The sequence below is a fragment of the Variovorax sp. VaC1 genome, assembly GCF_043658315.1.
Classification (GTDB): Bacteria; Pseudomonadota; Gammaproteobacteria; order Burkholderiales; family Burkholderiaceae_C; genus Variovorax.
In genome coordinates this window covers 120,648-146,656 of record NZ_JBIGLT010000003.1, presented here as the reverse complement: position 1 = coordinate 146,656, position 26,009 = coordinate 120,648, and the positions used below count along the sequence as shown (strand labels likewise).

Here is a 26,009-nt window from a genome sequence, read left to right as displayed (position 1 = left end):
AATTCCAGGCACCGCAACCCGACACGGCACCGTTAAACTGAAAGTAAACGCGAGCCTAGGTTTGCAAGCTTGCAAGAACCTATCAATGCCAATGGCGCCGTGCCCGAAGGCCCGCCCCCTCTTCTTCTTTCTTCCTGAACTGCCGAAGCGATGCGCCTGCTACTGGTCGAAGACGATGCCGTGATTGCGCACGAACTGGTTCTTCGCTGGGAGCGCAACGCATGGGCCGTCGATGTGGCGGGCACGCTGCAGGCGGCCGATGCCATGCTCGCGCTGCGGCCGGTCGACCTCGTGGTGCTCGACCTCGGCCTGCCCGATGGCGACGGCCTGCATTGGCTGGCCCGGCTGCGGCGCAACAACCGCTCGACGCCGGTGCTAGTGCTGACCGCGCGCGACCGCGTGGCCGACCGCGTCGAGGGCCTGCGCACCGGCGCCGACGACTACCTGGTCAAGCCCTTCGCCGTCGAGGAACTGGATGCGCGCGTCGAGGTGCTCACGCGGCGCGCCCAGCGCTCGCGCGAAGACTTCGTGCAGTACGGCCAGCTCACCTGGTACGGCAACGAAGGCCGCGTCGACATCGCCGGCCAATCGCTCGTGCTGTTCCCGCGCGAGTTCGAAGTGCTCGGCCTGCTGGTGCGCCGCGCGCCGAGGCTCGTGCCCAAGCGCGCGCTGATCGACGCACTGGCCGAGCGCAACCTGGAAGTCAGCGACAGCGCGGCCGAGGTGTACGTCTCGCGGCTGCGGCGCAAGCTGGCCGGCTCCGGTCTGGCGATCCGCACGCTGCGCGGCTTCGGCTACGTGCTGGAGGCCGAGTCGTGAGCGGCACCCGCCGCGCCTGGTGGTTGCGCCGCGACCTGCTGATCTGGCTCATGCTGCCGCTGCTGGCCGTGGTGGCGGCCACCGGCGCGGTCGGCACCTTCACCGCGCAACGCCTGACCGACAAGGCCTTCGACCGCTGGCTGCTGGACACCGCCCGCTCGGTGGCCTCGCAGGTGCGCTTCGTCGATGGCAAGGCGCGCATCGACCTGCCGGCCTCCACCGAAGCCGTGCTGGGCTACGACGAGATCGACCAGGTCTATTTCAGCGTGAGCGAGTCCGGCCAGCTGCTGGCCGGGCAGCACGGCATTCCCCACACCGGCACGCGGCTGGCCAGCTACCGCGCCGGCCAGGCCTTCGATGCCTTCTACGCGGGCCACCCCGTGCGCGTGGCGGCGGCACGGGTTCCGGGTGCGGGCGAAGACAACCACGTGCAGGTGCTGGTGGCCGAAACCACCCGCAAGCGGCAACGCGCGCAGAACGAGGTGCTGATGATGCTGGTGCCCGTGGGCGCGCTGTTGCTGGCCGCCGCCGCCGCCATCGGTTTCGCGGTGCGCCGCACGCTCAACCCGCTCGAAGCCATCGCCGCGCGCTGGAACGAGCGCTCGCACGCCTCGCTGCAGCCCATTGCCGCCGACGACATGCCACGCGAGCTGATGCCCTTCGCGACCGCGCTGAACGACCTGCTGGCGCGCATCCGGGCCATGCTGGCGCGCGAGCAGCAGTTCGCGGCCACCGTGGCGCACCAGTTGCGCACGCCGCTCGCCGGCCTGCAACTGGGCGTGACGCGCGCCGCCGAAGCGGGCGACCTCGCCGGCAGCCGGCAGGTGCTGGGCGAGCTGGGCCACACGGTGCAGCGCACTGCGCGCCTCGTTCAACAGTTGCTGGCTCTGGGCCGGCTCGACCCCGAAGTGCGCGGCAACCTGAGCTTCGTGCCCACCGACATCGTCGCGCTCGCGCATGACGTGGGCAGCACCTTTCTCGAATTCGCGGCCGCGCGCTCGGTCACGCTGGAACTCGATGCGCCGGCGCAACCGGTCGTGGTGCCGCTGCAGCCCGAGCTGTTCAGCGAAGCGCTCGGCAACCTGCTGGACAACGCCTTGCGCTACACGCCGCCGGGCGGACAGGTGCTGATCGAGTTCGATGCCGCACAACCGTCGCTGAGCGTGTCCGACAACGGGCCCGGCGTGCCCGACGACCGGCGCGAAGCCGTGTTCGAGCGCTTCGTGCGCGGCCAGCACGTGGAAGGCGAAGGCAGCGGCCTGGGGCTGGCGATCGTGCGCGACATCGCGGAGATCCACGATGCGACCGTTGTGCTGTCGCGCAGTGCCTCGGGTGGCACCTGCGTGACGATCCGCTTCCCGGACAGCAACGAACGAGCGGCAGCCCTCGGCTAGTGGCTGATCATCCACGGCCGCCGCGAAGGCGCGGACTTGGCACCGTTGGGTGCCGTCACCGTCGCCCCGCGCTTGCCCGAGCTGCAACAGCCGCACCCTGCCGGGTGCTTGAAGCGCGCGTAGTCGCGCGAGCTGCCCGGCTCGTGCCGGGCGCGCTCGTTGGTTTCGATCGCGCGGCGCGTGCCCGAGGCCATCAGCGCCAGCCGCGGCGCGGCGGACAGCACGCGCGGCGAGGCGGTGCCGCAATCGGGGCACGCGGCCGGCTCGTCGCGCTGGACCGAAGGCCGCAGCGACTCGAAGCCGCCGCATTGCCCGCAGGCGTAGTCGTAGGTCGGCATGGTCGTTGGCTCCGTTCTTTCTTCTTCAGCGCAGGTCGTGCGACAGCGGCATGTCGACGCTGCCGTCGAGCATCTTCATCGGGCCCAGCGCATTCGGGTTGATGTCGAAGTCGAAGATGCCGGTCGGCAGCCACAGCGTGGCGCAGGAGTTGGGCACATCGACCACGCCGCTGATGTGGCCCTGCACCGGCGCCGTGCCCAGGATCGAATAGGCCTGCGCGCCCGAATAGCCGAACTTCTTCAGGTACTCGATGGCGTTCAGGCAGGCCTGGCGGTAGGCCACGTTCACATCCAGGTAGTGCTGCTTGCCGCTCTCGTCGACCGAGATGCCCTCGAAGATCAGGTAGTCGTTGTATTGCGGCGTGATGGGGCTGGGCTTGAAGATCGGGTTCTTGATGCCGTACTTGGCCATGCCGCCCTTGATGAGCGTGACCTTCATGTGCACCCAGCCGGCCATTTCGATGGCGCCGCAGAAGGTGATCTCGCCGTCGCCCTGGCTGAAGTGCAGGTCGCCCACGCTGAGGCCTGCGCCATCGACGTACACGGGGAAGAAGACCTTGGAGCCGCGCGACAGGTCCTTGATGTCGCAGTTGCCGCCATGTTCGCGCGGGGGCACGGTGCGCGCGCCTTCGGCTGCAGCCTTGGCGCGGGCTTCGCCGGTCATCTTGCCCATGTGGGCGGTGCCGGCGAACGGCGGGTTGGCAAGGCCGGGCACGCGGTCGGGGTCGGTGGCAATGAGCGCCTTCTCGCGCTCGTTCCACATGTCGAGCATCGGCTTGTCGGGCAGGCAGCCGATGAGGCCGGGGTGGATGAGGCCTGCGAAGTTCACGCGCGGGATGTGGCGCGAGCTGGTGAACATGCCCTTGAAGTCCCAGATCGATTTCTGCGCTTCGGGAAAGTGATCGGTCAGAAAGCCGCCGCCGTTCTGCTTCGAGAAGAAGCCGTTGAAGCCCCAGAGGCTGTCCTGCTTGGCGCCGATGTCGAGCAGGTCGACCACCAGCAAATCGCCGGGCTCGGCGCCCTTCACGCCCACGGGGCCCGAGAGGTAGTGCACGGTGCTCAGGTCGATGTCGCGCACGTCGTCGGCGCTGTCGTTGTTCTTGATGAAGCCGCCGGTCCAGTCGAAGGTCTCGAGGATGAAGTCGTCGCCCGGGTTGACCCAGCAGGCCATCGGAATGTCCGGGTGCCAGCGGTTGTGGATGTTCTCGTTCTCGGTGGGCGACTTCGAGAGGTCAACCTTGATCAGCGTGTCCGTCATTTGCAATGGCTCCTTGGGTGGTGGTTGAACGGAAGAATCAAACGGAGAGATAGGCCTTGATGTGGTCCACATCGGTCTTGTCGCGCGCGGTCTCGTGCACGAGGCGGCCGCCTTCGATGACGAAGAGCCGGTCGGCCACGTCCATCGCGAAACTGAGCACCTGCTCGGACACGACGATGGTGATGCCGCGCAGCTTGCGGATCTCGTTGAGCGCTTTCGCGATGTCCTTGATGATCGAAGGCTGGATACCTTCGGTGGGCTCGTCGAGCAGCAGCACCTTGGGGTCGGTGACGAGTGCGCGCGCAATGGCAAGCTGTTGTTGCTGGCCGCCGGAGAGGTTGCCGCCCTTGCGGCTCTTCATGTCCCACAGCACGGGGAACAGCGCATAGATTTCTTCGGGGATGCGGCGGGTCTTCGAGTTCTCCAGGCCGGTCTGGATGTTCTCTTCGACCGTGAGCGTCGGAAAGATCATGCGGCCCTGCGGCACGTAGGCGATGCCCTTGGCCACGCGGCGGAAGCTCTCGTCGCGCGACACGTCGTTGCCCGCCACTTCGATGCGCCCGCTCTTCAGGGGCAGCACGCCCATGAGGCTCTTGAACAGCGTGGTCTTGCCCATGCCGTTGCGGCCCATGATGGCAATGGTTTCGTTGGCATGGCCCTCGAACGAGATGCCGTGCAGGGCCTCGCTCTGGCCGTAAGCGACGTGCAGGTCTTCTACTTTCAACATGATGCTGCTCATCTCTTTGGCTCCGCTTTGCGTTTGCTTCGGGTGCTGTCGTTCGGGGCGTGTGCACAGATCACCGGGTACTCCCCTCCGCGAATGTCCCCCGGGGCTGCGCCCATCCTCCTTTGTTTCGCTGCGGGGAGCACCCGGTGCTCTGCGCACCTGGACACGCTGCCGGCTTGCGGCCGATACACGACCGCACTGAACAACGATCACGCTGGCGGGGTGCCTTGCGCAGCGAAATAAAGGAGGAGGCCGAAGGCCGGGGGACATTCGCGGAGCAAGGCACCCCGTCGGCGTGGTCGCGCCCTGAACGACGGACTCCAGGCACAACGAGAGAAGTCAAAGGACAGAGCTTCATCAGTGCCCCAGATAGACATCGATGACCTTCGGGTCGGCCTGCACCTTCTCCATCGGCCCTTCGGCGAGGATCTTTCCCTGGTGCATCACGGTGACCTTGTGCGCGATCTGCTTGACGAAGGCCATGTCGTGTTCGATGACGATCACCGCACGGTTCTGGCAGATGCGCTTGAGCAGCTCGGCCGTGAGCTCGCGTTCGCGCGCGCTCATGCCCGCAATGGGTTCGTCGAGCATCAGCAGCTCGGGCTCCTGCATCAGCAGCATGCCTATCTCCAACCACTGCTTCTGGCCGTGGCTCAGCAATCCTGCCTCGGTGTCGAGCTTGTTGGCAAGGCCAATGTCTTCGGCCACGGCCTGCACCTTCGCGCGGACCTCTTCGTCGCACTTGAAAGCCAGCGCGCCGAACACCGAACGACCCTTGGGAAATGAAACCTCGAGGTTCTGAAACACCGAAAGGTTCTCGTAGATCGAGGGCGTCTGGAACTTCCGTCCTATGCCCAGCCGCACGCGCTTGTGCTCGGCCATCCTGGTGAGTTCGGTGTTCCTGAACTTGATGCTGCCGGCGCTGGCGCGCGTCTTGCCGCAGATCAGGTCGAGCAGCGTGGTCTTGCCCGCGCCGTTCGGGCCGATGATGACGCGCAGCTCGTTCTTGTCGATGTAGAGCGTGAGGTCGTCGATGGCCTTGAAGCCGTCGAAGGACACGGTGAGGTCTTCCACCGCGAGCGCGAAGTCTGTGTTGCTCATGAGGGTGCTCCGGGTTCAGGCGCGCTGGCTGCCGATACCTTCGGGCAGATGGGGTTCGGGTGACGGCGATGCAGGCACGGCTGCCGGCGGCGTTGCGGCTTGCACCGGCGGTTGCACCGAAGCCTCGCGCAGGGCCTGGCGGCGGGCCTTCCACCACGGCCGGATCTTTTCTTCCCACACGCCGGCCAGCCCCATCGGGAAGGCCATCGTCACGCCGATGAAGAGCCCCGCCATCAGGAAGAGCCACAGGTCCGGGAAGCTCTCCGAGAACAGCGTCTTGCCCGCATTCACCAGCAGCGCGCCATACACCGCGCCCACCAGGCTCATGCGGCCACCGACGGCGCAGAAGATCACCATCTCGATGGACGGCACGATGCCCACGAAGCTCGGCGACATGAAGCCGACCTGCAGCGCGAACATCGCACCGCCGATGCCCGAGAGCCCGGCCGCAAGGCAGAAGATGAAGACCTTGAAGTTCGACACGTCGTAGCCCGAGAAGCGCACGCGGTCTTCCTTGTCGCGCATGGCCAACAGCAGCGTGCCGAGCTTGCTGGTCTGGATCCAGCGGCACAGCAGGATGCTCAGCACCAGCAAGCCCACGCAGACGTAATACAGCACGTACTTGGCGCCGTCGGTGCGCGTGTCCCAGCCCAGCATGGTCTTCAGGTCGGTCATGCCGTTGACGCCTCCCGTATAGCCCTGCTGGCCGATGATGAGCACGGTGCAGATCAGCGCCACGGCCTGCGTGATGATCGCGAAGTACACGCCGCCCACGCGACGCTTGAACATCGCAAAGCTCACGAGCCAAGCCAGCGCCATCGGCGCGAGCACTACGAGCGCAAGGCTCAGCGGCAGGCTCTTGAACGGCAGCCACAGCGTGGGCAGTTCGGTGATCTGGTTCCAGTCCATGAAGTCCGGAATGCCGGGCGTGGTCTGGATCTTGGTCGACACCGGGTCGGAGGCTTCGAGCTTGAGAAACATCGCCATCGCATAACCGCCGATGCCGAAGAACACGCCCTGCCCCAGGCTCAGCACGCCGCCGTAGCCCCACACCATGACAAGGCCCACGGCCACGAAGGCATAGGTGAGGTACTTGCCCACGAGGTTCAGGCGGAAGATGTCGAGCGACAGCGGCAGCACGACCGCCAGCAGCAGCACCAGGAGCAGCAGGCTGCCGAGCTGGTAGCGCTGGATCGAGGCCTTGATGAAATTCATCGGAACGTTCTCCTGCAAGGGAATCGGGTTCATCAGCGGCGCACTTTCACGGCGAACAGGCCTTGCGGTCGCATCATCAAAATCAGCACGATGAGCGACAGCGTCAGCACCTTGGCCATCGAGCCGGTCATGAAGAACTCGGAGATCGATTGCGTCTGCGCGATGCCGAAGGCGGAGACCACCGTGCCGAACAGGCTGGCCGCGCCACCGAAGGTGACGACCAGGAAGGCGTCGACGATGTAGAGCGAGCCCGAGGTCGGACCGGTCGAGCCGATGGTGGTGAAGGCCGCGCCCGCCACGCCGGCAATGCCGCAGCCGATGGCGAAGGTCAGGCGGTCGGTTTTCTTCGTGTCGATGCCGGTGGCATTGGCCATGACGCGGTTGGCCACGGTGGCGCGCACGCGCAGGCCCCAGCGGCTCTTGTGCAATGCAATCAGCACGCCGCCCGTGACCAGCGCGGTCAGTGCCAGCACGAACAGGCCGTTGATCGGAATGTCCAGGCCCTCATGCGGCGTCCACGAACCCATGAGCCACTCGGGCAGCGTCGGGCTCACTTCCTTCGGGCCGATGAAGGTGCGAAAGATCTGCTGCAGGCCCAGGCTCACGCCCCAGGTGGCGAGCAGCGTGTCGAGCGGCCGCTTGTAGAGGTGGCGGATCAGCACCCACTCCACGATCCAGCCGACGATGAAGGCGAATACGAAGGCCAGCGCGATGGCGATCGGGAAGTAGTACGGCATGAATGCGGGTGCCATCCGCTCCGTCACTTGCGCGGCCAGGTAGATCGAATAGGCGCCGATGGTCATGAACTCGCCATGCGCCATATTGATGACGCCCATCTGCCCGAAGATGATCGCGAGCCCGAGGCCCATGAGCAGCAGCACCGCGAAGAGGCTCAGCCCCGCGAAGCCCTGCATGAGGCCGATGTTCATCATGTCCGACAGAGTCATGGCGACAGGTTCCGGTGTTGGGTATTGGATTGACTCCTTCCCCCTCTGGGGGAAGGTTGGGATGGGGGCACGGCGGCCTTCGCAAGCACAAGGCCTCATCAACGGCCGCTTGCCCCCACCCCTGCCCTCCCCCAGAGGGGGAGGGAGAAAGTCATCAGAGGCTTACTGGTAGCCCTTGGGGAATGGATCGGGTTTGATCAACTCAGCCGACTCCGCAACCACCTTGAACGTCCCATCCAGCTGCCCCTGCCCGATCCGCGCCTTGCTCCACAGATGGTGGTTCGCGTCCAGCTTCACGTACCCCTCGGGCGCCGTCTTCAGCTCGATGCCCGGCGAACTGGCCACCACCTTGTCCACGTCGAAGCTGCCGGCCTTCTCCACTGCCGCCTTCCACAGCCAGGGCCCGAGGTAGCCCGCCTGGGTCACGTCGCCGATCACCGCGTCCTTGCCGTACTTGGCCTTGAAGGCGGCCACGAACTTCTTGTTGTTCTCGTTGTCCAGCGACTGGAAGTACTTCATCGACGAATAGAAGCCCGCGAAGTTTTCGCCGCCCACGCCGGTCATTTCGTCTTCGGTCACGGCCAGGGTCAGCAGGAACTGCTTGTCGCCCGTGATGCCCGCGGCCTTGAGCTGCTTGTAGAAGGCCACGTTCGAGCCGCCCACCACGGCCGCGAAGATGCAGTCGGGCTTGGCCACCTTGATCTTGTTGATCAGCGAGTTGAAGTTGGTGTGGCCCAGCGGGTAGTACTCCTCGCCCTTGACCGAGCCCTTCTGGAAGTTCTCGATGTGCTTGCGCGCGATCTTCATCGAGGTGCGCGGCCAGATGTAGTCGGAGCCGACCAGGAAGAAGGTCTTGGCCTTCTTCTCCTTCGCGCCCCAGTCCAGGCCCCAGAGGATCTGCTGCGTGGCCTCTTGCCCGGTGTAGATCACGTTCTTGCTCTGCTCCAGGCCTTCGTAGAAGGTCGGGTAGTACAGCAAGCCGTTCTCTTTCTCGAACACCGGCAGCACGGCCTTGCGCGAGGCGCTGGTCCAGCAGCCGAACACGGCCGCGCAGTGGTCGTTGACCAGCAGCTTCTTCGACTTCTCGGCAAAAGTCGGCCAGTCGGAGGCGCCGTCCTCCTTGATGACCTTGATCTTGCGGCCGAGCACGCCGCCCATGGCGTTGATCTGGTCGATGGCGAGCTGCTCGGCCTGGATCGAGCCGGTCTCCGAAATCGCCATGGTGCCGGTGGACGAATGCAGCTGGCCCACCGTGACTTCGGTGTCGGTCACCGCGAGCTTGGTGGTGTTGACCTTGGCCGTGGGGAACTGCCCCTGGCCGAAGCTCAGGCCACTGAGGCCCAGCATGGGCAAGGCGGCGGCGCCCTGCAGCAGGCGGCGACGGCGCAATGCCAGGGCATCGAGAGAAAGATCGGAATCACGCGACATCAGGAAACTCCAGCAGGTTGAAGAAAAAAGAGAGATAGAAAAAGTGATGGGCCAGCCGCGCACCATCGAAGTGCATCAGACGGTGCCCCGAGCACCATGGCTGGTACTTTAGAAATCACTTGCCTGCCGGCGAATACGTCATTCAACGTAGCGGCGCCCCTCTGCCGAGCCCCCAGACTCGCGAGACAGACATCGGCAACAGGAGGCACAGGGAGCGCTTCTTGCTGTACCCGCCGCATGCCACCGCCGCCGCGAGAACCCGCCATGACATCCGTCTCCGGACAGAAGATCTTTCGCATCCGCCGCGACTACAACGCCTGGGTCGCGAACGAAACGCTGGAGGACTACGCGCTGCGCTACACGCCGCGCAGCTTTCGCAAGTGGTCGGCGTTCCGCGTGGCCAACACGGCCTTCGGCGCCACCTCGTTCCTGGCGCTGGAGGCCATCGGCGGGGCGATCGCGCTGAGCTACGGTTTTTCGAACGCGCTGTGGGCCATCCTGGTCGTGGGGCTCATCACCTTCCTCACGGGCCTGCCGATCTCGTACTACGCGGCGCGGCATGGCGTGGACATGGACCTTCTCACGCGCGGCGCGGGCTTCGGCTACCTGGGCTCCACGCTCACGTCGCTGATCTACGCGAGCTTCACCTTCATCTTCTTCGCGCTCGAAGCCGCCATCCTCGCGCTGGCGCTGCAGATGTACCTCGACTGGCCGCTGTGGCTGCTGTACGTGGTGTCGTCCATCGTCATCATTCCGCTGGTGGCGCGCGGCATCACGCTCATCTCGGGGCTGCAGCTGTGGACGCAGCCGATCTGGATCGTGCTGTTCATCTGCCCCTTCGCGGCCGTGCTGCTCAAAAAGCCCGAGCTGTTCGCCGACTTCACCAGCCTGCGCGGCCGCGTGTCCGACAGCAGCGGCTTCGACCCGCTCATGTTCGGCGCCGCCGCCACCGTGGCCTTCTCGCTGGTGGTGCAGATCGGCGAGCAGGTCGACTACCTGCGCTTTTTGCCCGAGAAGACCGCCGCCAACCGGCGCCGCTGGTGGACCGCCGTTCTGGTGGCCGGCCCCGGCTGGATCGTTCCGGGCATGCTGAAGATGATGGGCGGGGCCTTCCTCGCGTTCCTGGCGCTGCAGCACGAGATCCACCCCGACCACGCGATCGAGCCGACGCAGATGTACCTCACCGGCTTTGCCTACGCGCTGCACGACCCGGCCTGGGTGCTGGCCATCACCGTGCTGTTCGTGGTCGTCTCGCAGATGAAGATCAACCTGACCAATGCCTATGCGGGTTCGCTGGCGTGGTCGAACTTCTTCGCACGGCTCACGCACAGCCATCCGGGGCGCGTGGTGTGGCTGGTGTTCAACGTGGTCATCGCGGTGCTGCTGATGACGCTGGGCGTGTTCGGTGCGCTGGAGCGCGTGCTCGGCCTCTACAGCAACATCGCCATCGCCTGGGTCGGCGCGCTGGTGGCCGACCTCGTCATCAACAAGCCGCTGGGCTGGAGCCCGAAGACCATCGAGTTCAAGCGCGCGCACCTGTATGACATCAACCCGGTCGGCCTCGTCGCAATGCTGGTGGCGGCAGGGCTTGCGATGCTGGCGTACTCGGGCGTGCTTGGCCAATGGGCCAAGGCCTTCTCGCCCTTCGTCGCGCTGGCCACGGCCATGCTCGTTTCGCCGCTGCTGGCGTGGAAGACGCGCGGGCGCTACTACCTCGCACGCACAGACATCGACCGATGGGCACCCGGCCAGAGCGTGAAGTGCTCGGTGTGCGACAACAGCTTCGAGTCGGAAGACATGGCCCACTGCCCGGCCTACAGCGCACCGATCTGCTCGCTGTGCTGCACGCTCGAATCGCGCTGCCACGACCGCTGCAAGACCGACTCGCGCGCCGCCGAGCAGATGAGCGGCTGGCTGCAGGCCTTGTTGCCGCCTGCGCTGTCGGCGCGCCTGAACTTTCGCGTGGCGCATTACCTGCTGGTGGCCGCCTCGCTGATCGCGCTGCTGGCCACGGTGGTGGGCGTGGTCTATGCGCAAGAGGCTTTGCTGGGGCCCGACAACGCCGCGATGGGCACGGCCTTTTTGAAAGTGTTCGCACTGCTGTCGGTGGTGGCCGCCGTGGCCGCATGGTGGGTGGTGCTGGGCAGCGAGAGCCGGCAGATGGCGCAGGAAGAATCGAACCGGCACAACAACCTGCTCGCACTGGAGATCGAGGCCCACCGCCGCACCGACGCCGCGCTGCAAACCGCCAAGGAAGCCGCCGAGGCCGCCAACCAGGCCAAGACCCGCTACGTGGCCGGCATGACGCACGAGCTGCGCACGCCGCTCAACAGCATCCTGGGCTATTCGCAGATCCTGCTCAAGGGCGATGCGATAACGCCGCCGCGTGAGGCGGTGCAAACCATCCACCGCAGCGGCGAGCACATGCTCGGGCTGATCGACGGCCTGCTCGACCTCGCACGCATCGAGGCCGGCCGCCTGCAACTGGAGCCGGCGCCGCTCGCCCTGCCCGCCTTTCTCGACCAGCTCGTGCACATGGTTCGCCCGCAGGCCGAGAACAAGGGCCTGGCTTTCGTCTTCACGCACGCGGGCCCCCTGCCACCATGGGTGCATGCCGATGCGAAATGGCTGCGGCAGATTCTCATCAACCTGCTGACGAATGCCGTGCGCTTCACCGACAGCGGCACCGTCACGCTGCATGTGGATGCGCGGCGCGAGGTGCTGCGCTTCGACGTGGTCGACACCGGCATCGGCGTGGCGCCGCAAGACCACCAGCGCATCTTCCTGCCCTTCGAGCGCGGGGCCGCGGGCCGCCGGCGCGGCGAGCCGGGCACCGGGCTGGGCCTGACCATCACCGGCCTGCTCACCTCGCTGATGGGCGGCGAGCTGAAGCTGGCCCAGACTTCTTCGCAAGGCAGCACCTTCAGCGTGCGCGTGTACCTGCGCGAAGTGGCCGACCCCGGCCCGCAGGCCAGGAGCGGATCGCTCGGACAATCGGTGAGCGGCTACATCGGCGCGCGCCGCACGCTGCTGGTGGTGGACGACCAGCCGGTGCAGCGCCAGATGCTCGCCGGCATGCTCGTGCCGCTGGGCTTCGAGGTGCGCGAGGCCGCCAGCGGCACCGAGTGCCTGGACAGCCTGCGCGAAGAGCTGCCCTCGGCCATCCTGCTCGACCTGACGATGGACGACATGGACGGCTGGCAGACCGCCACCTCGGTGCGGGCCTCGGGCTTCAAAGACATCCCGATCATCATCGTCTCGGCCAACATGTTCGAGAACCAGCCCGAGCGGCTGCGCGCGGCCGGTTGCCAGGCCTTCGTCGGCAAGCCGGTGATCGAGTCGGAGCTGATCGACACGCTGGAGCGGCACCTGGGCCTCGAATGGCTTTCTTCCAACGATGCGCTGCCTTCGCAGGCCGATGAAGAAGAAGCAGCCCGGCGCCCGCCGCAGTTCGCGCTGACGGAAGACGACCGCGCCGAACTCATGCGCCTCGTGCAGATGGGCCACGTGCGCGGCCTGCACACCGCGCTCGACCGGCTGGCGGCCGCATCGCCTTCGGCCGCCGCCACCTGCACCTGGCTGCGCGGCATGGTCACGCGCTTTGAACTCGACAACCTCCGCAACGCACTGGCAGAAGATGCAGACACTCCATTCGCCTCGCCCTGAATCCGAACGCCCCGTGGTGCTGGTGGTCGACGACGCCCCCAGCAGCCTGGGCATGCTGTGCGACACGCTGGAGGCCAGCGGCTACACCGTGCTGGTGGCCGCCGACGGCGAGGCCGCGCTGCAGCGGCTCGAACTGGTGGTGCCCGACGCGATATTGCTCGACGGCCTGATGCCCGGCCTTTCGGGCTTCGAGACCTGCCGGCGCATCAAGGCCAACCCGGCGCTGGCGCACATCCCGGTGCTGTTCATGACCGGTCTTTCGGAAACCGCGCACGTGGTCGAAGGCTTCGAGTGCGGCGGCGTCGACTACGTGGTGAAACCTATCCGCGCGCAGGAAGTGCTGGTGCGGCTGCACACGCATGCGCGCAACGCCCGCATCACGCGCATGGCACGCGATGCGGTCGATGTGGCGGGCATGGGCGTGGTGTTCGTCGACACGCGCGGGCGCATCGCATGGCGCTCGCCGCAGGCCGCGCTGTGGCTGCATGCGCTCGAAGACCCGGTGGCGCCGGGGCTGCTGCCGCATTCGCTCGAAGCGGCGCTGGCGCCCGGCGCGGCCATCGTCGTCAATACGGCGACCGGCATGCGGCTGTCGGTGCGCAACCTCGGCGCGGCGGCGCTCGGCGAAACGATGCTGCTGTTCGCCATTCAACGCGACGGCGCGGCGGGCGCTTCTTCGGCGCGGCTGGCCGAAGCGGCCCTCACGCCGCGCGAAACCGAAGTGCTGTCATGGCTCGCCAAAGGCAAGACCAACCGCGACATCGGTGAAATTCTGGGCACCAGCCCGCGCACGGTGAACAAGCACCTGGAGCACATCTTCGAGAAGCTGGGCGTCGAAACACGGGCGGCAGCCGCCGCGCTGGCGAGCGGGCAGCTCGCCTGAAAGATCAGGGAATCAGGGAATCACGGCGCCAAGGTTCTGGTCGGCCACGTGCCGCTGCTCAGGCGTGAGCGCTTCATAAAGCTTCGACAGCGCATCGCTCACGGCCTGCATGCGCCGGGCCCGGTCTTGCGCCTGCGCGGTGCGCTGCTGCACGAGCTGCAGCCCGGTCTGGTCGTCCGAAGGCGCCGCGCTCGCCATGCCACTGCGGCCGGCCAGCTCCCACACCGCATCCGAGAAGTGGTCCCACGGCGCCGACTGCTCGGGAGTGATCATCAGTTGCAGGCGCAGGTCGTAGAGCTTGTCGCGGATCTTGCTCGCCGCCGTGGCGGGCGTGGAAAGGCTGTCGCTGCTGCGCGGGCTCGCCGTGCTGTCGGTGCGTGCGCCACGGCGCCCGCCACCGCCGCCCATGCCGCCGAACTGCGCAAAGCTGTAGCCGCTCACGGCGATCAGGGTCGCGGCGAGCGCGAACCTGCGAAGGGTGTCTTTCATCATCCTGGCTCCTGGGTCGTCAGGCCCTCGAAGGGCCATCGTGCATTTCAGGAGCCCCGGCTGTAGCGGGCGTTGCGAGGCCGTAAACCGCAGGTAAAGCCGGCCGTCTTTACCTGCGCCCGGGGGGTGCCTTGCGGGCAGGCGTCGATTTCTGACAGCGGCGCGCTCAGACGGCGAAGAGCGAATCCAGGTCCGCGAAAGACTTCAGCTCGATGGCGTTGCCCGACGGGTCGAGGAAGAACATCGTCGCCTGCTCGCCCGGCTCGCCCTTGAAGCGGACGTAGGGTTCGATCACGAATTGCGTCTGGCGCGCGATGAGCTTGTCGGCCATGGCCTGCCACTTGTCCATCGGCAGCACGGCGCCGAAGTGGCGCACCGGCACGTCGTGGCCATCCACGGCGCTCAGTGCCTTGTGGCCGCATTCGTCGGGTGCCAGGTGGGCCACGATCTGGTGGCCGTAGAAGTTGAAGTCGACCCAGCTGGGCGCGCTGCGCCCTTCCGGGCATTCGAGCAACCCGCCGTAGAAAGCGCGGGCTTCGGCGATGTCGCGAACAGGAAAGGCCAGGTGGAACGGAATGCGTGTCTCGGGAGCGCTCATGGATGTTGCCGCGAAATGGAGTTCAGGATGGCCGGACTTTAAGCAGCGGCTCGCATAACCGAAAACGATATATTTTGCGACTGAGCCCCACCAAATTCGATGAGTCCGCCATGATCACAGAGCTTCGCACCTTCATCACCGTGTGCCGCCACGGCACCTTCGCCGCAGCAGGCGAGCGGATCGGCCTCACGCAATCGGCCGTCAGCAGCCAGATCAAGCGGCTCGAAGAATCCCTCGGGTTCGCGCTGTTCGACCGCACGGGCCGGTCGGCCACCTTGAACGCGGCGGGCCAGACCACGCTGGAGCGGGCCGAAGAAATCTGCGCCCTCTATGCCAAGCTGGGCGAGCTGCCCGAAGACGCCACGCACTCGGGGCTGCTGCGGATCGGCGCGATTGCCTCCACGCAATCGACATTGGTGGCGCGGGCACTCGAGGCATTGCGCAAGGGCTTCCCGTTGCTTCGCGTGCACGTGTCGCCCGGCGTATCGATGCGGCTGATGGACGACCTCGATGCCGGCCAGATCGACGCGGCCGTCATCATCCGCCCGCCCTTCGGCATCCTTCCGGACCTCACGTGGCAAACGCTGGTGCACGAGCCCTACGTTCTCATCGCACCGGCAGACGCCCCCGGAAAGGACTGGCGCGCGCTTCTGCAGGCGCAGCCGTTCCTGCGCTACGACCGTGCCTCGTTCGGCGGCCGCATGGTCGAAAGATTCCTCCGGCGCGAAGGGCTCGCGGTGACGGACGCCATCGAGGTGGACGAGATCCCCGCGCTCATCCACATGGCCTCCCGGGGCCTGGGCGTTGCCCTCGTGCCGCTGGTTGAAGCGCACCTACCGCTGCCGCCCGGCGTTCGCATGCTGTCGCTGGGCAAGTCCACGTTCCATCGCGAAGTCGGGCTTCTGCAGCGCAAGCCACGGGCCAGCCCGCCTGTCGTCGCGCAGTTCGCGCAGTGCCTGCGGGAGGCCGTGAAGACGGAGCGCAGAAAAAGCAGGCCCGCGCCGCCTCGGTGATAACCACTAATTTCCTGAAGGCGGATTGACAGCCCCGCCCCCTACGATGACGGTGCAGGCGGCGACCACGCTGCTGCCCCTTGCACCCTTCGCACCAGGAGACATCGTTGAAGCCCCTTCTTTCCCTGACCCGCCGCGCGGCGCTCCCGCTGTTCGCGGCCTTCGCCCTTGCCGGCTGCGGCAGCCTCGACAACGCCGGCAAGCCCGCCACCACCGGCGACATCCACGTCATGACCTCGGGCGGCTTCACCGCTGCCTACAACGACCTGCGCCCAGCGTTCGAGCGCAGCAGCGGCCGCACGGTGAAGACGGCCTACGGCGCGTCGATGGGCAACGCCGACGATTCCATTCCGAGTCGCCTGGCACGCAACGAACCGGCCGACGTGGTGATCCTTGCGCGCCCCGCGCTCGATGCGCTGGTCGCGCAAGGCAAGGTGGTGCCGGGCAGCCAGGTCGACCTGGTGCGTTCGTCCATCGGCTTCGCGGTGCGCAAGGGCGCGCCACGGCCCGACATCGGCACGGTCGATGCGCTCAAGCGCACCTTGCTTGCCGCGCCGTCCATCGCCTATTCGGCCAGCGCCAGCGGCACCTACTACGAGACCGAGCTGCTCAAGAAGCTCGGCATCGAAGACCAGGTGAAGCCCAAGAGCAAGCGCATCCTGAGCGAGCGCGTCGGCACGGTCGTGGCGCGCGGCGACGCGGCGCTGGGCCTGCAGCAGGTGAGCGAGTTGCTGCCCATCGCGGGCATCGACTACATCGGCCCGCTGCCCGACGAAGTGCAGCGCGTGACGGTGTTCTCGGCCGGCATCGCCACCGCGTCGAAGCAGCCCGAGGCCGCGCGGCAACTGATCCGCTACCTCAACTCGCCGGCTGCCGCGCCCACCATCGCCAAGACCGGGCTGGAGCCGCTGACGGCGCGTTGACGGCGCACCGGCGCGCTGACGCACAACGGTGCGGCTACAGCGTCCAGCCGTCGCGCCGGAAGAAATCGACCAGCGCGTCGCCGACCTTGTCGGGTTGGTCGTAGGCCAGCGTGTGGCCCGCGCCGGGCAGCATCTCGACCTGCACGTGCGGCGCATGGGCCAGCACACGGGCACGGGCGCGCACCGGGTCGTAGAGCGCCTCGTCTTCGCCGAGCATCAGCAGCGTGTGCTTGGGCAGCACGCGCAGGTCGGCGTCGCTCATGCGGCCTGGTGGCCTCGGGCTGCCGCGCTGGCAGCGCCAGCGCACGAGCAGGTCGTCCATGGCCCAGCCGGGCGGCTCGGGCGCCATCGGCGAAGACACGCGGGCCTGGAAACCGCGCACCAGCTTTTCGCTCGGGAACATCGCAGCCATGGCTGCGCGCGCAACGAAGGCCGGCCGCAGCGTGTCGAGGTTCGCGGGCGCCAGCAGCGCGAGCTTGGAAACGCGGCGCGAGGTCTGGCGCAGGTACGCCGCCGCGAGCCACGCGCCGAAAGACGCACCGCACAGCCCCACCTTGGGCCGGCCCAGTCCGATCAGCACGTCTTCGAGCCAGTTGCAGTACGCGTCCTCGGACACGGGCCGGCGCCCTTCGGTGCGGCCTGCGTCGCCGATGATGTCGACCGCGTAGATCTGCAGCGCACCCGACAGCCTGGCGATGTTGTGAATCCAGGTGGTGGCATTGCCGCCGCTGCCGTGCAGCAGCACCACCGGCGGCGCATAGGCGGGGCCCGAGGCCAGCACGTGCGCGCGGCCGTAGCGCGTCTCGACATAGCGGCTCTCGTACGGCACCGGCCAGCGGGCCAGCACGCGGGCGTACGAATCCAGCAGCGAGGACCGGGCCTCCGGCGAACGGAAGTGCCGGGTGAAAAGACTGGCGTCGACGGAGTTCATCGGAGTCTGCGGGCTGTTCATTGCCGACGCGGGTCCTGGGGGTGGCGATCCCAGTGGTCGGGCATGCCGTCGCCGTCGGCATCGCGGCTCGAATAGCGGTAGCCGTCGTAGCGCTCGAGGCTGTGGCGGCGCCAGCCGGTCGGGCTCATGCCGGCGGCCGCACCGGTGCCCCACCCTGCGCCGGCTCCCGCGCCCCACGCCGCGCCCGCGTCGGCCCCTGCGACGGCCCTTGCGCGGGTCCGGCCCCCCGTCGTGCCCTTCTTGTCGCGAGGGGCCTCTTGCCGCTCGGTGCGGTAGACCGGCCTGGAAGGCTGGAAGTCTTGCGGAAAGGGATCGGGCCGGTACGCGTTCGCCCCGGATGCCGCCAGGGACAGCAGGAGCATCGCGGCCGCGGTGTTGAGCTTGGAATGCATGGGCGTGGTCTTCTTCTTCGATGGACGGGATGAACGCCCTCGATGGTGATCTCCGCAAATGAAGGTCTCCTGAAAATTCGGCGCCTTGCGGGCCCGGGCGAACCCCCTTGTCTTTGGGATTCCTTCAGCTTCGGCAGTTAGATTCGCGCCCATGAAGATCCTCCTGGCCGAAGACGATTTCGACCTGGCCACCGGCATACGCGTCGCCCTGCAGACACAGGGAATGGAGGTGGTGTGGGTGCGCCGGATCGAAGAGGCGCTGCGCGTCCTCGACACGGAGGGGTGCGATCTGATCCTGCTCGACCTGGGCCTGCCCGACGGCGACGGCCTCTCGGTGCTCGAGCAATTGCGGCGCGACGGCGCGCGCCTGCCGGTGCTGATCCTGAGCGCGCGAGACGGGCTCGACGACCGGCTGAAGGGCCTGGACACCGGCGCCGACGACTACATGGTCAAGCCTTTCGTGCTGGCCGAGTTGCTGTCGCGCGTGCGTGCGCTCGCCCGCCGCAGCTACGGCGGCGACGGCGCCACCTTCGAGGTGCGCGGCCTCTGGCTGCACGAGCCGACCCAGCGGGTGCGTGTGCGCGAAATGCCCGTGTCGCTGTCGCGCAGCGAATTCAAGCTGCTGTGCCTGCTGGTCAAGCGCGCCGACCGTGTCGTTGCGCGCCGCGCGCTCGAACAGCTCGTGCTGCCCAACGGGCAGAGCCAGAACAGCAACGTGCTCGACGTGCACATCTCGAACCTGCGCCGCAAGATCGGCGAAGGCTACATCCGCACGGTGCGCGGCATCGGCTACGTGATCTACCAGACGGCCCACACGCCGCCGGAGGCCGCATGAGCACCGGCGTGGCATCGCTCGCCATGGTGTCGGGGCGGTGGCTGCGCGAAGGCTGGCGCCGCGTGCGGCGGCCCTCGCTGGTGCGTCGGCTCATGCTGGCGCAGATGGTCACGATGACGCTGCTGTGGAGCGTGGTGACCGGGCTGGTGGCCAGCTCCGCGATGAACGACGACCTGTCGTCCATCGACGCCTCGCAGCGCAGCATTCTGCTGGTCGCGCAGACCCTGGTCGACCGGCCCACCAAGCAGTACGAGAGCCTGCGCGCCATGGACCTGGCGCTGCGCGATGCCTTCGGCAACGGCAACAGCGCCACGCTGTCGCCCAGCGTCATCGTGTGGCAGAACGGCCGCCAAATCTACCGCTCCGACGGCGTGCCGTCGGACATCGCGAACACGCGGCCGGACGTCATCGAGTCGGTCGAAGCCGATGGAAAGTCATGGCGGGCGCGCACCATCGCGTCGCCTTCGGGCAAGACGAGCGTCACGCTCATCGCGCCGGGCGGCATGCAGATGTGGCTCACCTTCCAGTCGCGCGGCTACTACCTGCTGCCGCTGGTCATCAGCGTGCCCTTTCTGCTGTTCCCCGCGTGGCTGTCGATCCGGCTCGCGCTGCGGCCCTGGCGCACCGTGGCGAACGAGATCGCATCGCGCGGCCCGCACGACCTGGCACCGGTGTCGGTGAAGCCGCGGCACGACGAGCTGCTGCCGCTGGTGCACAACTTCAACGCGCTCATGGGAAGGCTGCGCGCAAGCATCGCGCGAGAGCAGAGCTTCATCGCCGATGCGGCGCACGAGTTGCGCACGCCGATTGCCGCGATGCGCGTCAACGTCGAGGCATTGCAGGCGCTGCTCACGCAATACATCCCCACCGAGCGCCAGCACGAGCTGTTCGCGCGCGTGCTCAGCAGCAACGCCCGCGCGGAGCGCCTGGTCGGCCAGTTGCTGCGACTCATGCGAAGCCACGCGAACGCCTCGGCGCCGCGGCCGCTGCGGCTGGACGACCTCGTGCAGGAACGGCTGGCCGCCCTGTCGACGCTGGCGCACGTGCGCGAGGTCGAGATCGAACTCGTGGCCGACGAGCCGGTCGAGATCGTCGGCGACCGCGACGGCCTCGTTTCGATGATCGACAACCTGATCGACAACGCGACCAAGTACAGCCCCGTGGGCTCGGTCGTGAGCGTGGGCATCCAGCGCGTGGTCGACGAAGCCGTGCTCACCGTGGCCGACCAGGGCCCCGGCATTGCGCCGGCGCTGCGCGAGCGCGTGTTCGACCGCTTCTTTCGCGACCCCAACCAGACCCAGACCGGCAGCGGCCTCGGGCTGGCCATCGTGCGCGCGGTGGTCGATGCGCACGGCGGCGCCATCGCGCTGAGCGACACGGGCACGGGCAAGGGCCTGCAGGTGACGGTGCGGATGCCGCTGGTGCTGCGGGTCTAGCACGAGAACGGGCTGAAGCGGCCGGCCCGTAAACTGGCGGCCATCGCTCCGCTTCTTCCCCCTCCTTCTCGACGAATGGACGCCATGACACAGCCCCTTCCTCCGATCACCCCCGCCCTCGTTGCCGCCTTCGCGCCCCAGGGCACGCTGCGCGCATCGATCAACCTCGGCAACCCGATCCTTGCCAACAAGGATGCGGCCACCGGCGAGCCGGTCGGCGTGTCGATCGATCTGGCGCGCGCGTTCGCGCAACTGCTCGGCGTGGGCATCGAACTCGTGGTCTTCGAGAAGGCCGCCGCCTCGGTCGATGCGGTGAAGAACGAGAAGGCCGACATCGGCTTCTTCGCCATCGATCCGGCGCGCAGCGAAGGGCTTCGCTTCACGGCCCCCTATGTGCTGATCGAAGGCAGCTACCTCGTGCCCACGGCATCGCCGCTGACCGACAACGCGCAGGTCGATGCCGAGGGCCATCGCATCTCGGTCGGCTCGGGCAGCGCCTACGACCTGTTCCTCACGCGCGAGATCCGGCACGCCGAGATCGTCCGCCTCCAGGGCGCCGGGCCGGCATTGGCCGCCGTGCGTTCGGGCGACGTCGAAGTGGCGGCCGGCATCCGCCAGCTGCTCGAAGGCGAGGCACAGCGCGCACCCGGCGTGCGCGTGCTGCCGGGCCGCTTCATGGTGATCCAGCAGGCCATGGGCACGCCGGCCAGCCGCGGTGCCGATGCGCAAGCCCTGCTCGCCGCCTTCGTCGAGCAGATGAAGGCCAGCGGCTTCGTGGCCGATGCGCTGAAGCGCCACCGCATCGAAGGCGCGATCGTCGCGCCTTCGGCCTGACGGCTGCGGCTGCGGTGGCGTGCAGGCTCAAAGCTTGTACGCCTCCACCGGCCCTTGCGAATAGAACAGGAAGTAGCCGGTCTGCGTGCTGAAGTTGTTCTTCTTCCAGCCCGCCGGCACCTTGAAGATGCCGAGCTGATCGCTCGCCACGCCGATGAAGGCGGTGTTCTCGCTGTCGGTGGTGATCTTGTTCCAGCGCTCGCGCGTCACCGGCTGCATCTGCATCTTGGCCTCGCTCCAGTCGGGCGTGCGCACCTTGTCGCGCATGACGTAGCGGTCGCCTCGCCGCTCGATCTTGACCAGTTCCTTGAGCACGCCGTCTTGCTTGACGGCATAGACGCCGACCAGCGCGTCCTCGGGCCCGCTGCTTGCGCCGCAGGCGGCCAGCAGCATCAAGGCACAGGCGCCGGCTCCCAACCATTTCAATGCTCTGTTCATGATGATCCCTTGATGTAGGGCATGCGCCGCCGGGCGCGCCCGTCATGGCCCGGCCGGCGGCGTCATGCAGTTGGTTCGAAGGCTCAGCGCTTGTCGTTGTCACGCAGCTTCAGGTTGCCCTGGAAGCGCAGCGCGTGCGGGTACTCCTCCGGCGCTCCGGCGTCCTGCGCCACCATCTTCTGCTGGCTCAGTTCCGTCTTCGCCAGGATCGGCGCCGGCAGGTTGACGATGTTCTTGATCTGGTCGTACTGCGCCTGCGTGATGCGCCCCACGCCCAGCAGGCGGAAGGCATCGCGCTCGATGTTCAGCAGCAGCGGCTTGTTGGCCCCGAAGTACTGCGCCTTGGCCAGCAGGTCGCTCCACGACTGCGCGCTGTAGTTGCTCACGTAGTAGTCCTGCCCGGTCGGCCCGGCCAGCACCGCCGTGCAGCCCGGCAGCTCCAGTTGCGTGCTGTTGGTCGACATCACGAAGGTCTTGCGCTGGTCCATCGCATCGCCGTACGCCAGCGTGACGGGGATGTTCCACGTCGAGGCCGGGTACAGGTTCTGGTTGGGGAAGGACTCCTGCGTGATGTTCACGTAGGTGCGGTCGCCGGCGCATTGCGCGTCCACCGTCAGCAGCGGAATGCCGGTCTGGCGGATGAAGCTGTCGCCGATCTCGCTCACCTTCTTGCCGCCGCTCGCCTTCTCCAGCGAAGTCCACAGGCGCGTGGGCGTGACGTTGCCGTAGGCGTAGTCCTTCAGGTAGATCTGCAGGCCCTTCTGCATCGCCTCTTCGCCGATGTAGTTCTGGATGGTCTCCAGCACATGGCTGCCCTTGTTGTAGACAAAGATCGACGGGCTGATGAAGCCGAACGAGCCTGCATCGTTCAGGTTGCGTTGCACCGGCACCGCCGTGTTCTTCAGGTCGGCCACGATCACGCTGTGCTTGTCGAGCACGTAGTCCGAGAAGCTGTAGTACTCGGGGTGGAACTTGATCGTGGTACGCCTTTCGAACCAGCGCGCGAACGATTCGTTCAGCCACACGTTGTCCCACCAGTCGAGCGTGACCAGGTCGCCGAACCACTGGTGCGCAATTTCATGCGTGACCACGGTCACCGAATACAGCGTGGGCTTGTCGCCCGGCTTGGTGAGCACCGCGTCGGCAAACTCGAAGATCGCGCCCCAGTTCTCCATGCCGCCGAAGCCGGTGTTCGGCTTGTTGTTGTAGCTGTCGTTGGCCGCGATGGTGTCGAACTTCTTGATGGGCAGCGGAATGCCCGTGTACTTGTAGTAGTAGTCCATGGCCACCTTGGTCCACTCCATCGGGAAGGTGGCCCAGGTGGAGCGGCCCGGCGGCGTGAACCAGCGCAGCGGAATGTCGGTGCCGTCCAGCGGGTTCTTGAAGGTGTCCGGCAAGATGTCGAACTTGCCGCCGCCGAAGAAGGTGAGGTACATCGGCATCGACGGTGTCTTCTCGAACGACACCTGCTGGTAGCCATCGGGCAGCTTCACCGCCGATTTCTGCGCGCCGTTCGACACGGTCTTCCAGTCGCCCGGCACCTCGGCCGAAATCTCGAAGGTGTGGCGGAAGGCCGGCTCGTCCCAGCCCGGGAACCATTGCCGCGCGTAGTTGGTTTCGCCCTGCGTCACGATGGCATCGCTGCTCACGCCCTCGGGCGTCGACAGGCCCACCTTGAAGATGCCTGTGGCGGCCGAGCAGAACGGGTTGCGCTGTACCTCGGCGGGCGGGCAGTACTCCGCATCCGAGAACTGGATCTTGCCGTCCCACTCCATGTGCAGCAGGTACTTGCCCTTGGCGATCTGGCCGTCGTTCAGGCGCAGCTGCACGAAGTCGCCCAGTGTCTGCGGCGTGGGGATCAGCGGTATCGCCACGCCGGGGTTCGACACCTTGCGCAGCGTGGTGCGTCCCTTGGCAAAGTTCAGGTTGTGCGCGGCGACCACGATCGCATCGACCGGCTTGAGCACTTCGATCTCCACGTCGCCGCGGCCCACGAAGGTCTTGAGCGCCGCATCGGGCCGGAACCACAGCTTGTAGTTGCTCGGCCAGACGGTGTCGGGCAACTCCATCGGCTTGGCCGAACGGTCGACGGCCGCCGCCGTGGCGTCGGCCGCCGCGGTGGGCACGCCGTCGTCGGGCGCGTTCTTCGCGGTATCCATGTTGTTGGCCACCGGAGTCGACGGGGCGCCTAGGCCCACGCCTGCGCCGCCGAACGAAGAGCCACTGTCTCCACCGCCGCCGCATGCCGTCAGGGCGGCAAGGGTCACTGCGGTAATGGCAAGATGATTGACGAAGGGTTGGTTGAGTTTTTTCATGATCGCCTCTGGGTAAGGACATGCACCGCCCTGCAGGCATCGGCGGGTAGCCGGTACTGCGCGGGCACGCGCGGTGAGTGATGGAATGAAGAACAACGAATCAGGCAGGCAACAGCGAGCCCTTCCGGCGAACGAAACGTTCGTCAGAACAACACGAAGACGCCACGGTTTTTCATCGGCCCGGCACGGCACGGACGTGCCACGCCAGGCCGCGCCGCAATCGATGCGGGCGGCCCCAGGATGCGAGGGGTGATGTGTTCCATTCCCGTCGATGCGCGGGGTGGATGGGATGCGGGGGTGGCCTGGAGGCTGGTGATGCGCCTTCAGCGTCCACGCACCGGCGCGATTCGCTTCTGCGAGGCAGAAAGCGTACGTGCCGTGGTGGCAATGGCAAGATTCTTCGCGGCTCTTCTCGTTGGTGTCACGCGCATTCCCCCGTCCATTAGGTGCGCTCAGTTTTATCTGAACGAATGCGACGGCTCAACGACTTGCGGAACTTTTCTTTCTCAAAATGTTCGCGCGCGATAGACCGAATGGAGTCATGGCGTGCAACGCATCTCGTGCGATACGAAGATGGTTCAGCCGCTGCAACACATGCTCACGCAGATGACAAAATTTGAGCGTGATGGCTGTGACACCGCTGCCACAGTACGAAGGTTCGTGTGGCTGCCAGAGCTACGAAAGTTGTGAACCCGAAACTGCAACCGCGCTGCGCGAACGCTCGCGAAGCCACAGCAGGAGCCCGCATCCGAACACCACCAGCTGCGTTCCGATCAACAGCGCGAAGCCCGCGAAGAAGCCCGCTGCCGATGCGGCCGGCGACACCGCCGCACCTGCCGCGCCGGTGCCATGCGACACCGCGGTGATCACGCCGCCCATCAGCGCGGGCATGAAGCCCGCCACCAGACTGCCAGCGCCATTGGTCACGCCGAAGGCACTGGCCGTGTGCTCGGGCCGCGCGCAATGCTGCACCGTGCTCGGAATCGCCGGGCTCTGCAGCCCCCAGAAGAAATTGGCGGCCACGAGGCAAGAGGCTGCCACGTAGGGGTTGTGCGCGTTGATGGCCATCAGCACCGACAGCGCCACGCCCACGCTTGCGCCCATGAAGATGAACGGCACGCGCTCGCGCCCCAGCTTGTCGATGAGCAGGCCGCCCGCGAATACCGCGAGCACGGTGGCGTATTGCGGTGCCGAGGCCAGCCAGCCCATCTCGCGCATCGAGAAGCCACGCGCCTCGCGCAGGTAGGTGGGCAGCCAGTTGCTGCTGCCCCAGAGGTACGCCAACGCCGCCGAGGTCAGCAGCGTGATGAGGAACAGGTGTCGCGTCTGCAGCGCGCCGCGCACGATGTTGCCCACGCGCGCCATCGCATCGCCGAACGACGACGGCCGCACGCCGTCGGCATGCGCGGGCGGCATGCGCACGAAGGCCAGCACCAGCGGAATGCCGAGCGCGATGTTCAGCACGCCCAGCACGTGGAACGAGCTGTCCCAAGCGAACTGCGTGAGCAGGTAGCCGACCAGCGGATAGCCGATGGCCAGGCCCAGCCCGGTGCCCATGTTGACGATGGCGTTGGGCTTGCCGTTCTCGTGGCTCTGGAAGTGCGCCTTGATGTAGGACGAGGCCAGCGAGAACAGCGGCCCTTCGGACACGCCCAGCAGGATGCGCGAGGCCAGCAGCATGCCGTAGCTGTGGAACATGGGCGAGGCCCAGGTCACCACGCCCCACAGCACCAGCCCGTAGATCAGGCTGCGCCGCACGCCGAACAGCGTCGAGCAGAACGGCGTGAGCACGAAGGCCGACACGCCATAGCCCAGCATGAAGGCCGTCGCCAGGAAGCCCTGGCTCACGCGGTCGCTGGGCGCGATGCCCACGTGGTTCAGGAACGCGGGGTCGGTGATGAGCACGGCGATGTTGATGCGGTCCACATAGGAGATCGCGACGATCACGAACAGCGTGATGACGCCGTACCAACGAAAGTTCTTGCTCTGCATGGTTCTCCTGCCGCGG

23 protein-coding genes are annotated in these 26,009 nt (G+C 66.8%); 9 read left to right on the top strand and 14 right to left on the bottom strand.

Annotated features, from left to right (window positions below; translation table 11 throughout):
• The first annotated feature begins 150 nt into the window (after nt 1-150).
• Both ACGLHS_RS12820 and ACGLHS_RS12815 read left to right on the top strand, forming a co-directional pair.
• Complete coding sequence (locus ACGLHS_RS12820) at nt 151-819, top strand: response regulator (RefSeq protein WP_394480145.1); 669 nt, start codon at nt 151-153, stop codon at nt 817-819.
• A complete protein-coding gene (locus tag ACGLHS_RS12815) occupies nt 816-2,213 on the top strand; it encodes a sensor histidine kinase (RefSeq protein WP_093246916.1) in 1,398 nt (465 codons plus the stop codon). The genes ACGLHS_RS12820 and ACGLHS_RS12815 overlap by 4 nt, the downstream gene beginning before the upstream one ends.
• On the opposite strand, the gene ACGLHS_RS12810 is transcribed toward ACGLHS_RS12815, so the two are convergent.
• From ACGLHS_RS12810 to urtA, 7 genes are all read right to left on the bottom strand, one after another.
• Nucleotides 2,210-2,551 (bottom strand): zinc ribbon domain-containing protein, encoded by a 342-nt coding sequence (locus ACGLHS_RS12810; RefSeq protein WP_394480143.1) that lies wholly within the window; start codon nt 2,549-2,551, stop codon nt 2,210-2,212. The genes ACGLHS_RS12815 and ACGLHS_RS12810 overlap by 4 nt on opposite strands.
• 25 nt (nt 2,552-2,576) lie before the next feature.
• Entirely contained in the window at nt 2,577-3,809 is a 1,233-nt protein-coding gene (gene fmdA, locus ACGLHS_RS12805) for a formamidase (protein ID WP_394480141.1), read from the bottom strand.
• Nucleotides 3,810-3,846: 37 nt separating this feature from the next.
• Nucleotides 3,847-4,536, bottom strand: a complete 690-nt coding sequence (gene urtE, locus ACGLHS_RS12800; RefSeq protein ID WP_394480139.1) for an urea ABC transporter ATP-binding subunit UrtE — start codon at nt 4,534-4,536, stop codon at nt 3,847-3,849.
• Between the two features lie 357 nt (nt 4,537-4,893).
• A complete protein-coding gene (gene urtD / locus ACGLHS_RS12795; RefSeq protein WP_394480137.1) occupies nt 4,894-5,637 on the bottom strand; it encodes an urea ABC transporter ATP-binding protein UrtD in 744 nt (247 codons plus the stop codon).
• A 15-nt stretch (nt 5,638-5,652) separates the two neighbouring features.
• A complete protein-coding gene (gene urtC, locus ACGLHS_RS12790) occupies nt 5,653-6,852 on the bottom strand; it encodes an urea ABC transporter permease subunit UrtC (RefSeq protein WP_394480135.1) in 1,200 nt (399 codons plus the stop codon).
• Nucleotides 6,853-6,884: 32 nt separating this feature from the next.
• Entirely contained in the window at nt 6,885-7,799 is a 915-nt protein-coding gene (urtB, locus tag ACGLHS_RS12785) for an urea ABC transporter permease subunit UrtB (protein WP_394480133.1), read from the bottom strand.
• Nucleotides 7,800-7,961: 162 nt separating this feature from the next.
• The gene (gene urtA, locus ACGLHS_RS12780; protein ID WP_394480131.1) at nt 7,962-9,227 is read right to left on the bottom strand and encodes an urea ABC transporter substrate-binding protein; all 1,266 of its coding nucleotides are present in this window, start codon (nt 9,225-9,227) and stop codon (nt 7,962-7,964) included.
• Nucleotides 9,228-9,491: 264 nt separating this feature from the next.
• Between urtA and ACGLHS_RS12775 the strand changes: the two genes are divergently transcribed.
• A complete protein-coding gene (locus ACGLHS_RS12775; protein ID WP_394480129.1) occupies nt 9,492-12,893 on the top strand; it encodes an ATP-binding protein in 3,402 nt (1,133 codons plus the stop codon).
• The gene (locus ACGLHS_RS12770) at nt 12,865-13,776 is read left to right on the top strand and encodes a response regulator (RefSeq protein WP_394480127.1); all 912 of its coding nucleotides are present in this window, start codon (nt 12,865-12,867) and stop codon (nt 13,774-13,776) included. The genes ACGLHS_RS12775 and ACGLHS_RS12770 overlap by 29 nt, the downstream gene beginning before the upstream one ends.
• A gap of 12 nt (nt 13,777-13,788) precedes the next feature.
• On the opposite strand, the gene ACGLHS_RS12765 is transcribed toward ACGLHS_RS12770, so the two are convergent.
• The gene (locus ACGLHS_RS12765) at nt 13,789-14,265 is read right to left on the bottom strand and encodes a Spy/CpxP family protein refolding chaperone (RefSeq protein WP_394480125.1); all 477 of its coding nucleotides are present in this window, start codon (nt 14,263-14,265) and stop codon (nt 13,789-13,791) included.
• Between the two features lie 166 nt (nt 14,266-14,431).
• Nucleotides 14,432-14,863: a VOC family protein gene (locus tag ACGLHS_RS12760; RefSeq protein ID WP_093246906.1), complete on the bottom strand. Its 432-nt coding sequence runs from the start codon at nt 14,861-14,863 to the stop codon at nt 14,432-14,434.
• Between the two features lie 110 nt (nt 14,864-14,973).
• On the opposite strand from ACGLHS_RS12760, the gene ACGLHS_RS12755 reads away from it, so the two are divergent.
• Nucleotides 14,974-15,876 (top strand): LysR family transcriptional regulator, encoded by a 903-nt coding sequence (locus tag ACGLHS_RS12755; RefSeq protein WP_394480122.1) that lies wholly within the window; start codon nt 14,974-14,976, stop codon nt 15,874-15,876.
• A gap of 107 nt (nt 15,877-15,983) precedes the next feature.
• On the top strand, nt 15,984-16,799 hold the full coding sequence (locus ACGLHS_RS12750; RefSeq protein ID WP_394480120.1) for a substrate-binding domain-containing protein: 816 nt from the start codon (nt 15,984-15,986) through the stop codon (nt 16,797-16,799).
• Nucleotides 16,800-16,833: 34 nt separating this feature from the next.
• On the opposite strand, the gene ACGLHS_RS12745 is transcribed toward ACGLHS_RS12750, so the two are convergent.
• Entirely contained in the window at nt 16,834-17,730 is an 897-nt protein-coding gene (locus ACGLHS_RS12745) for an alpha/beta fold hydrolase (protein WP_394480118.1), read from the bottom strand.
• 17 nt (nt 17,731-17,747) lie between these two features.
• Nucleotides 17,748-18,143, bottom strand: coding sequence for a hypothetical protein (locus ACGLHS_RS12740; RefSeq protein ID WP_394480116.1), 396 nt, complete (start codon nt 18,141-18,143; stop codon nt 17,748-17,750).
• A gap of 151 nt (nt 18,144-18,294) precedes the next feature.
• Here ACGLHS_RS12740 and ACGLHS_RS12735 point away from each other — a divergent pair, with 151 nt between their 5' ends.
• The 3 genes from ACGLHS_RS12735 (at nt 18,295) to ACGLHS_RS12725 (ending at nt 21,248) form a co-directional block, all read left to right on the top strand.
• Nucleotides 18,295-18,978 (top strand): response regulator transcription factor, encoded by a 684-nt coding sequence (locus ACGLHS_RS12735; RefSeq protein ID WP_093246901.1) that lies wholly within the window; start codon nt 18,295-18,297, stop codon nt 18,976-18,978.
• Nucleotides 18,975-20,414 carry a HAMP domain-containing sensor histidine kinase gene (locus ACGLHS_RS12730; protein ID WP_256327507.1) on the top strand — a complete coding sequence of 480 codons (1,440 nt, stop codon included), beginning with the start codon at nt 18,975-18,977 and terminating at the stop codon, nt 20,412-20,414. Before ACGLHS_RS12735 ends, ACGLHS_RS12730 begins: the two co-directional genes overlap by 4 nt.
• A gap of 84 nt (nt 20,415-20,498) precedes the next feature.
• Nucleotides 20,499-21,248 carry a transporter substrate-binding domain-containing protein gene (locus ACGLHS_RS12725; protein WP_394480113.1) on the top strand — a complete coding sequence of 250 codons (750 nt, stop codon included), beginning with the start codon at nt 20,499-20,501 and terminating at the stop codon, nt 21,246-21,248.
• Between the two features lie 27 nt (nt 21,249-21,275).
• Here the strand turns inward: ACGLHS_RS12725 and ACGLHS_RS12720 are convergent, their stop codons facing one another.
• From ACGLHS_RS12720 to ACGLHS_RS12710, 3 genes are all read right to left on the bottom strand, one after another.
• A complete protein-coding gene (locus ACGLHS_RS12720) occupies nt 21,276-21,686 on the bottom strand; it encodes a hypothetical protein (RefSeq protein ID WP_394480111.1) in 411 nt (136 codons plus the stop codon).
• An 83-nt stretch (nt 21,687-21,769) separates the two neighbouring features.
• On the bottom strand, nt 21,770-24,001 hold the full coding sequence (locus tag ACGLHS_RS12715; protein ID WP_394480109.1) for a M1 family metallopeptidase: 2,232 nt from the start codon (nt 23,999-24,001) through the stop codon (nt 21,770-21,772).
• 675 nt (nt 24,002-24,676) lie between these two features.
• Nucleotides 24,677-25,993 carry an MFS transporter gene (locus ACGLHS_RS12710; protein WP_394480107.1) on the bottom strand — a complete coding sequence of 439 codons (1,317 nt, stop codon included), beginning with the start codon at nt 25,991-25,993 and terminating at the stop codon, nt 24,677-24,679.
• Nucleotides 25,994-26,009 lie beyond the last annotated feature (16 nt).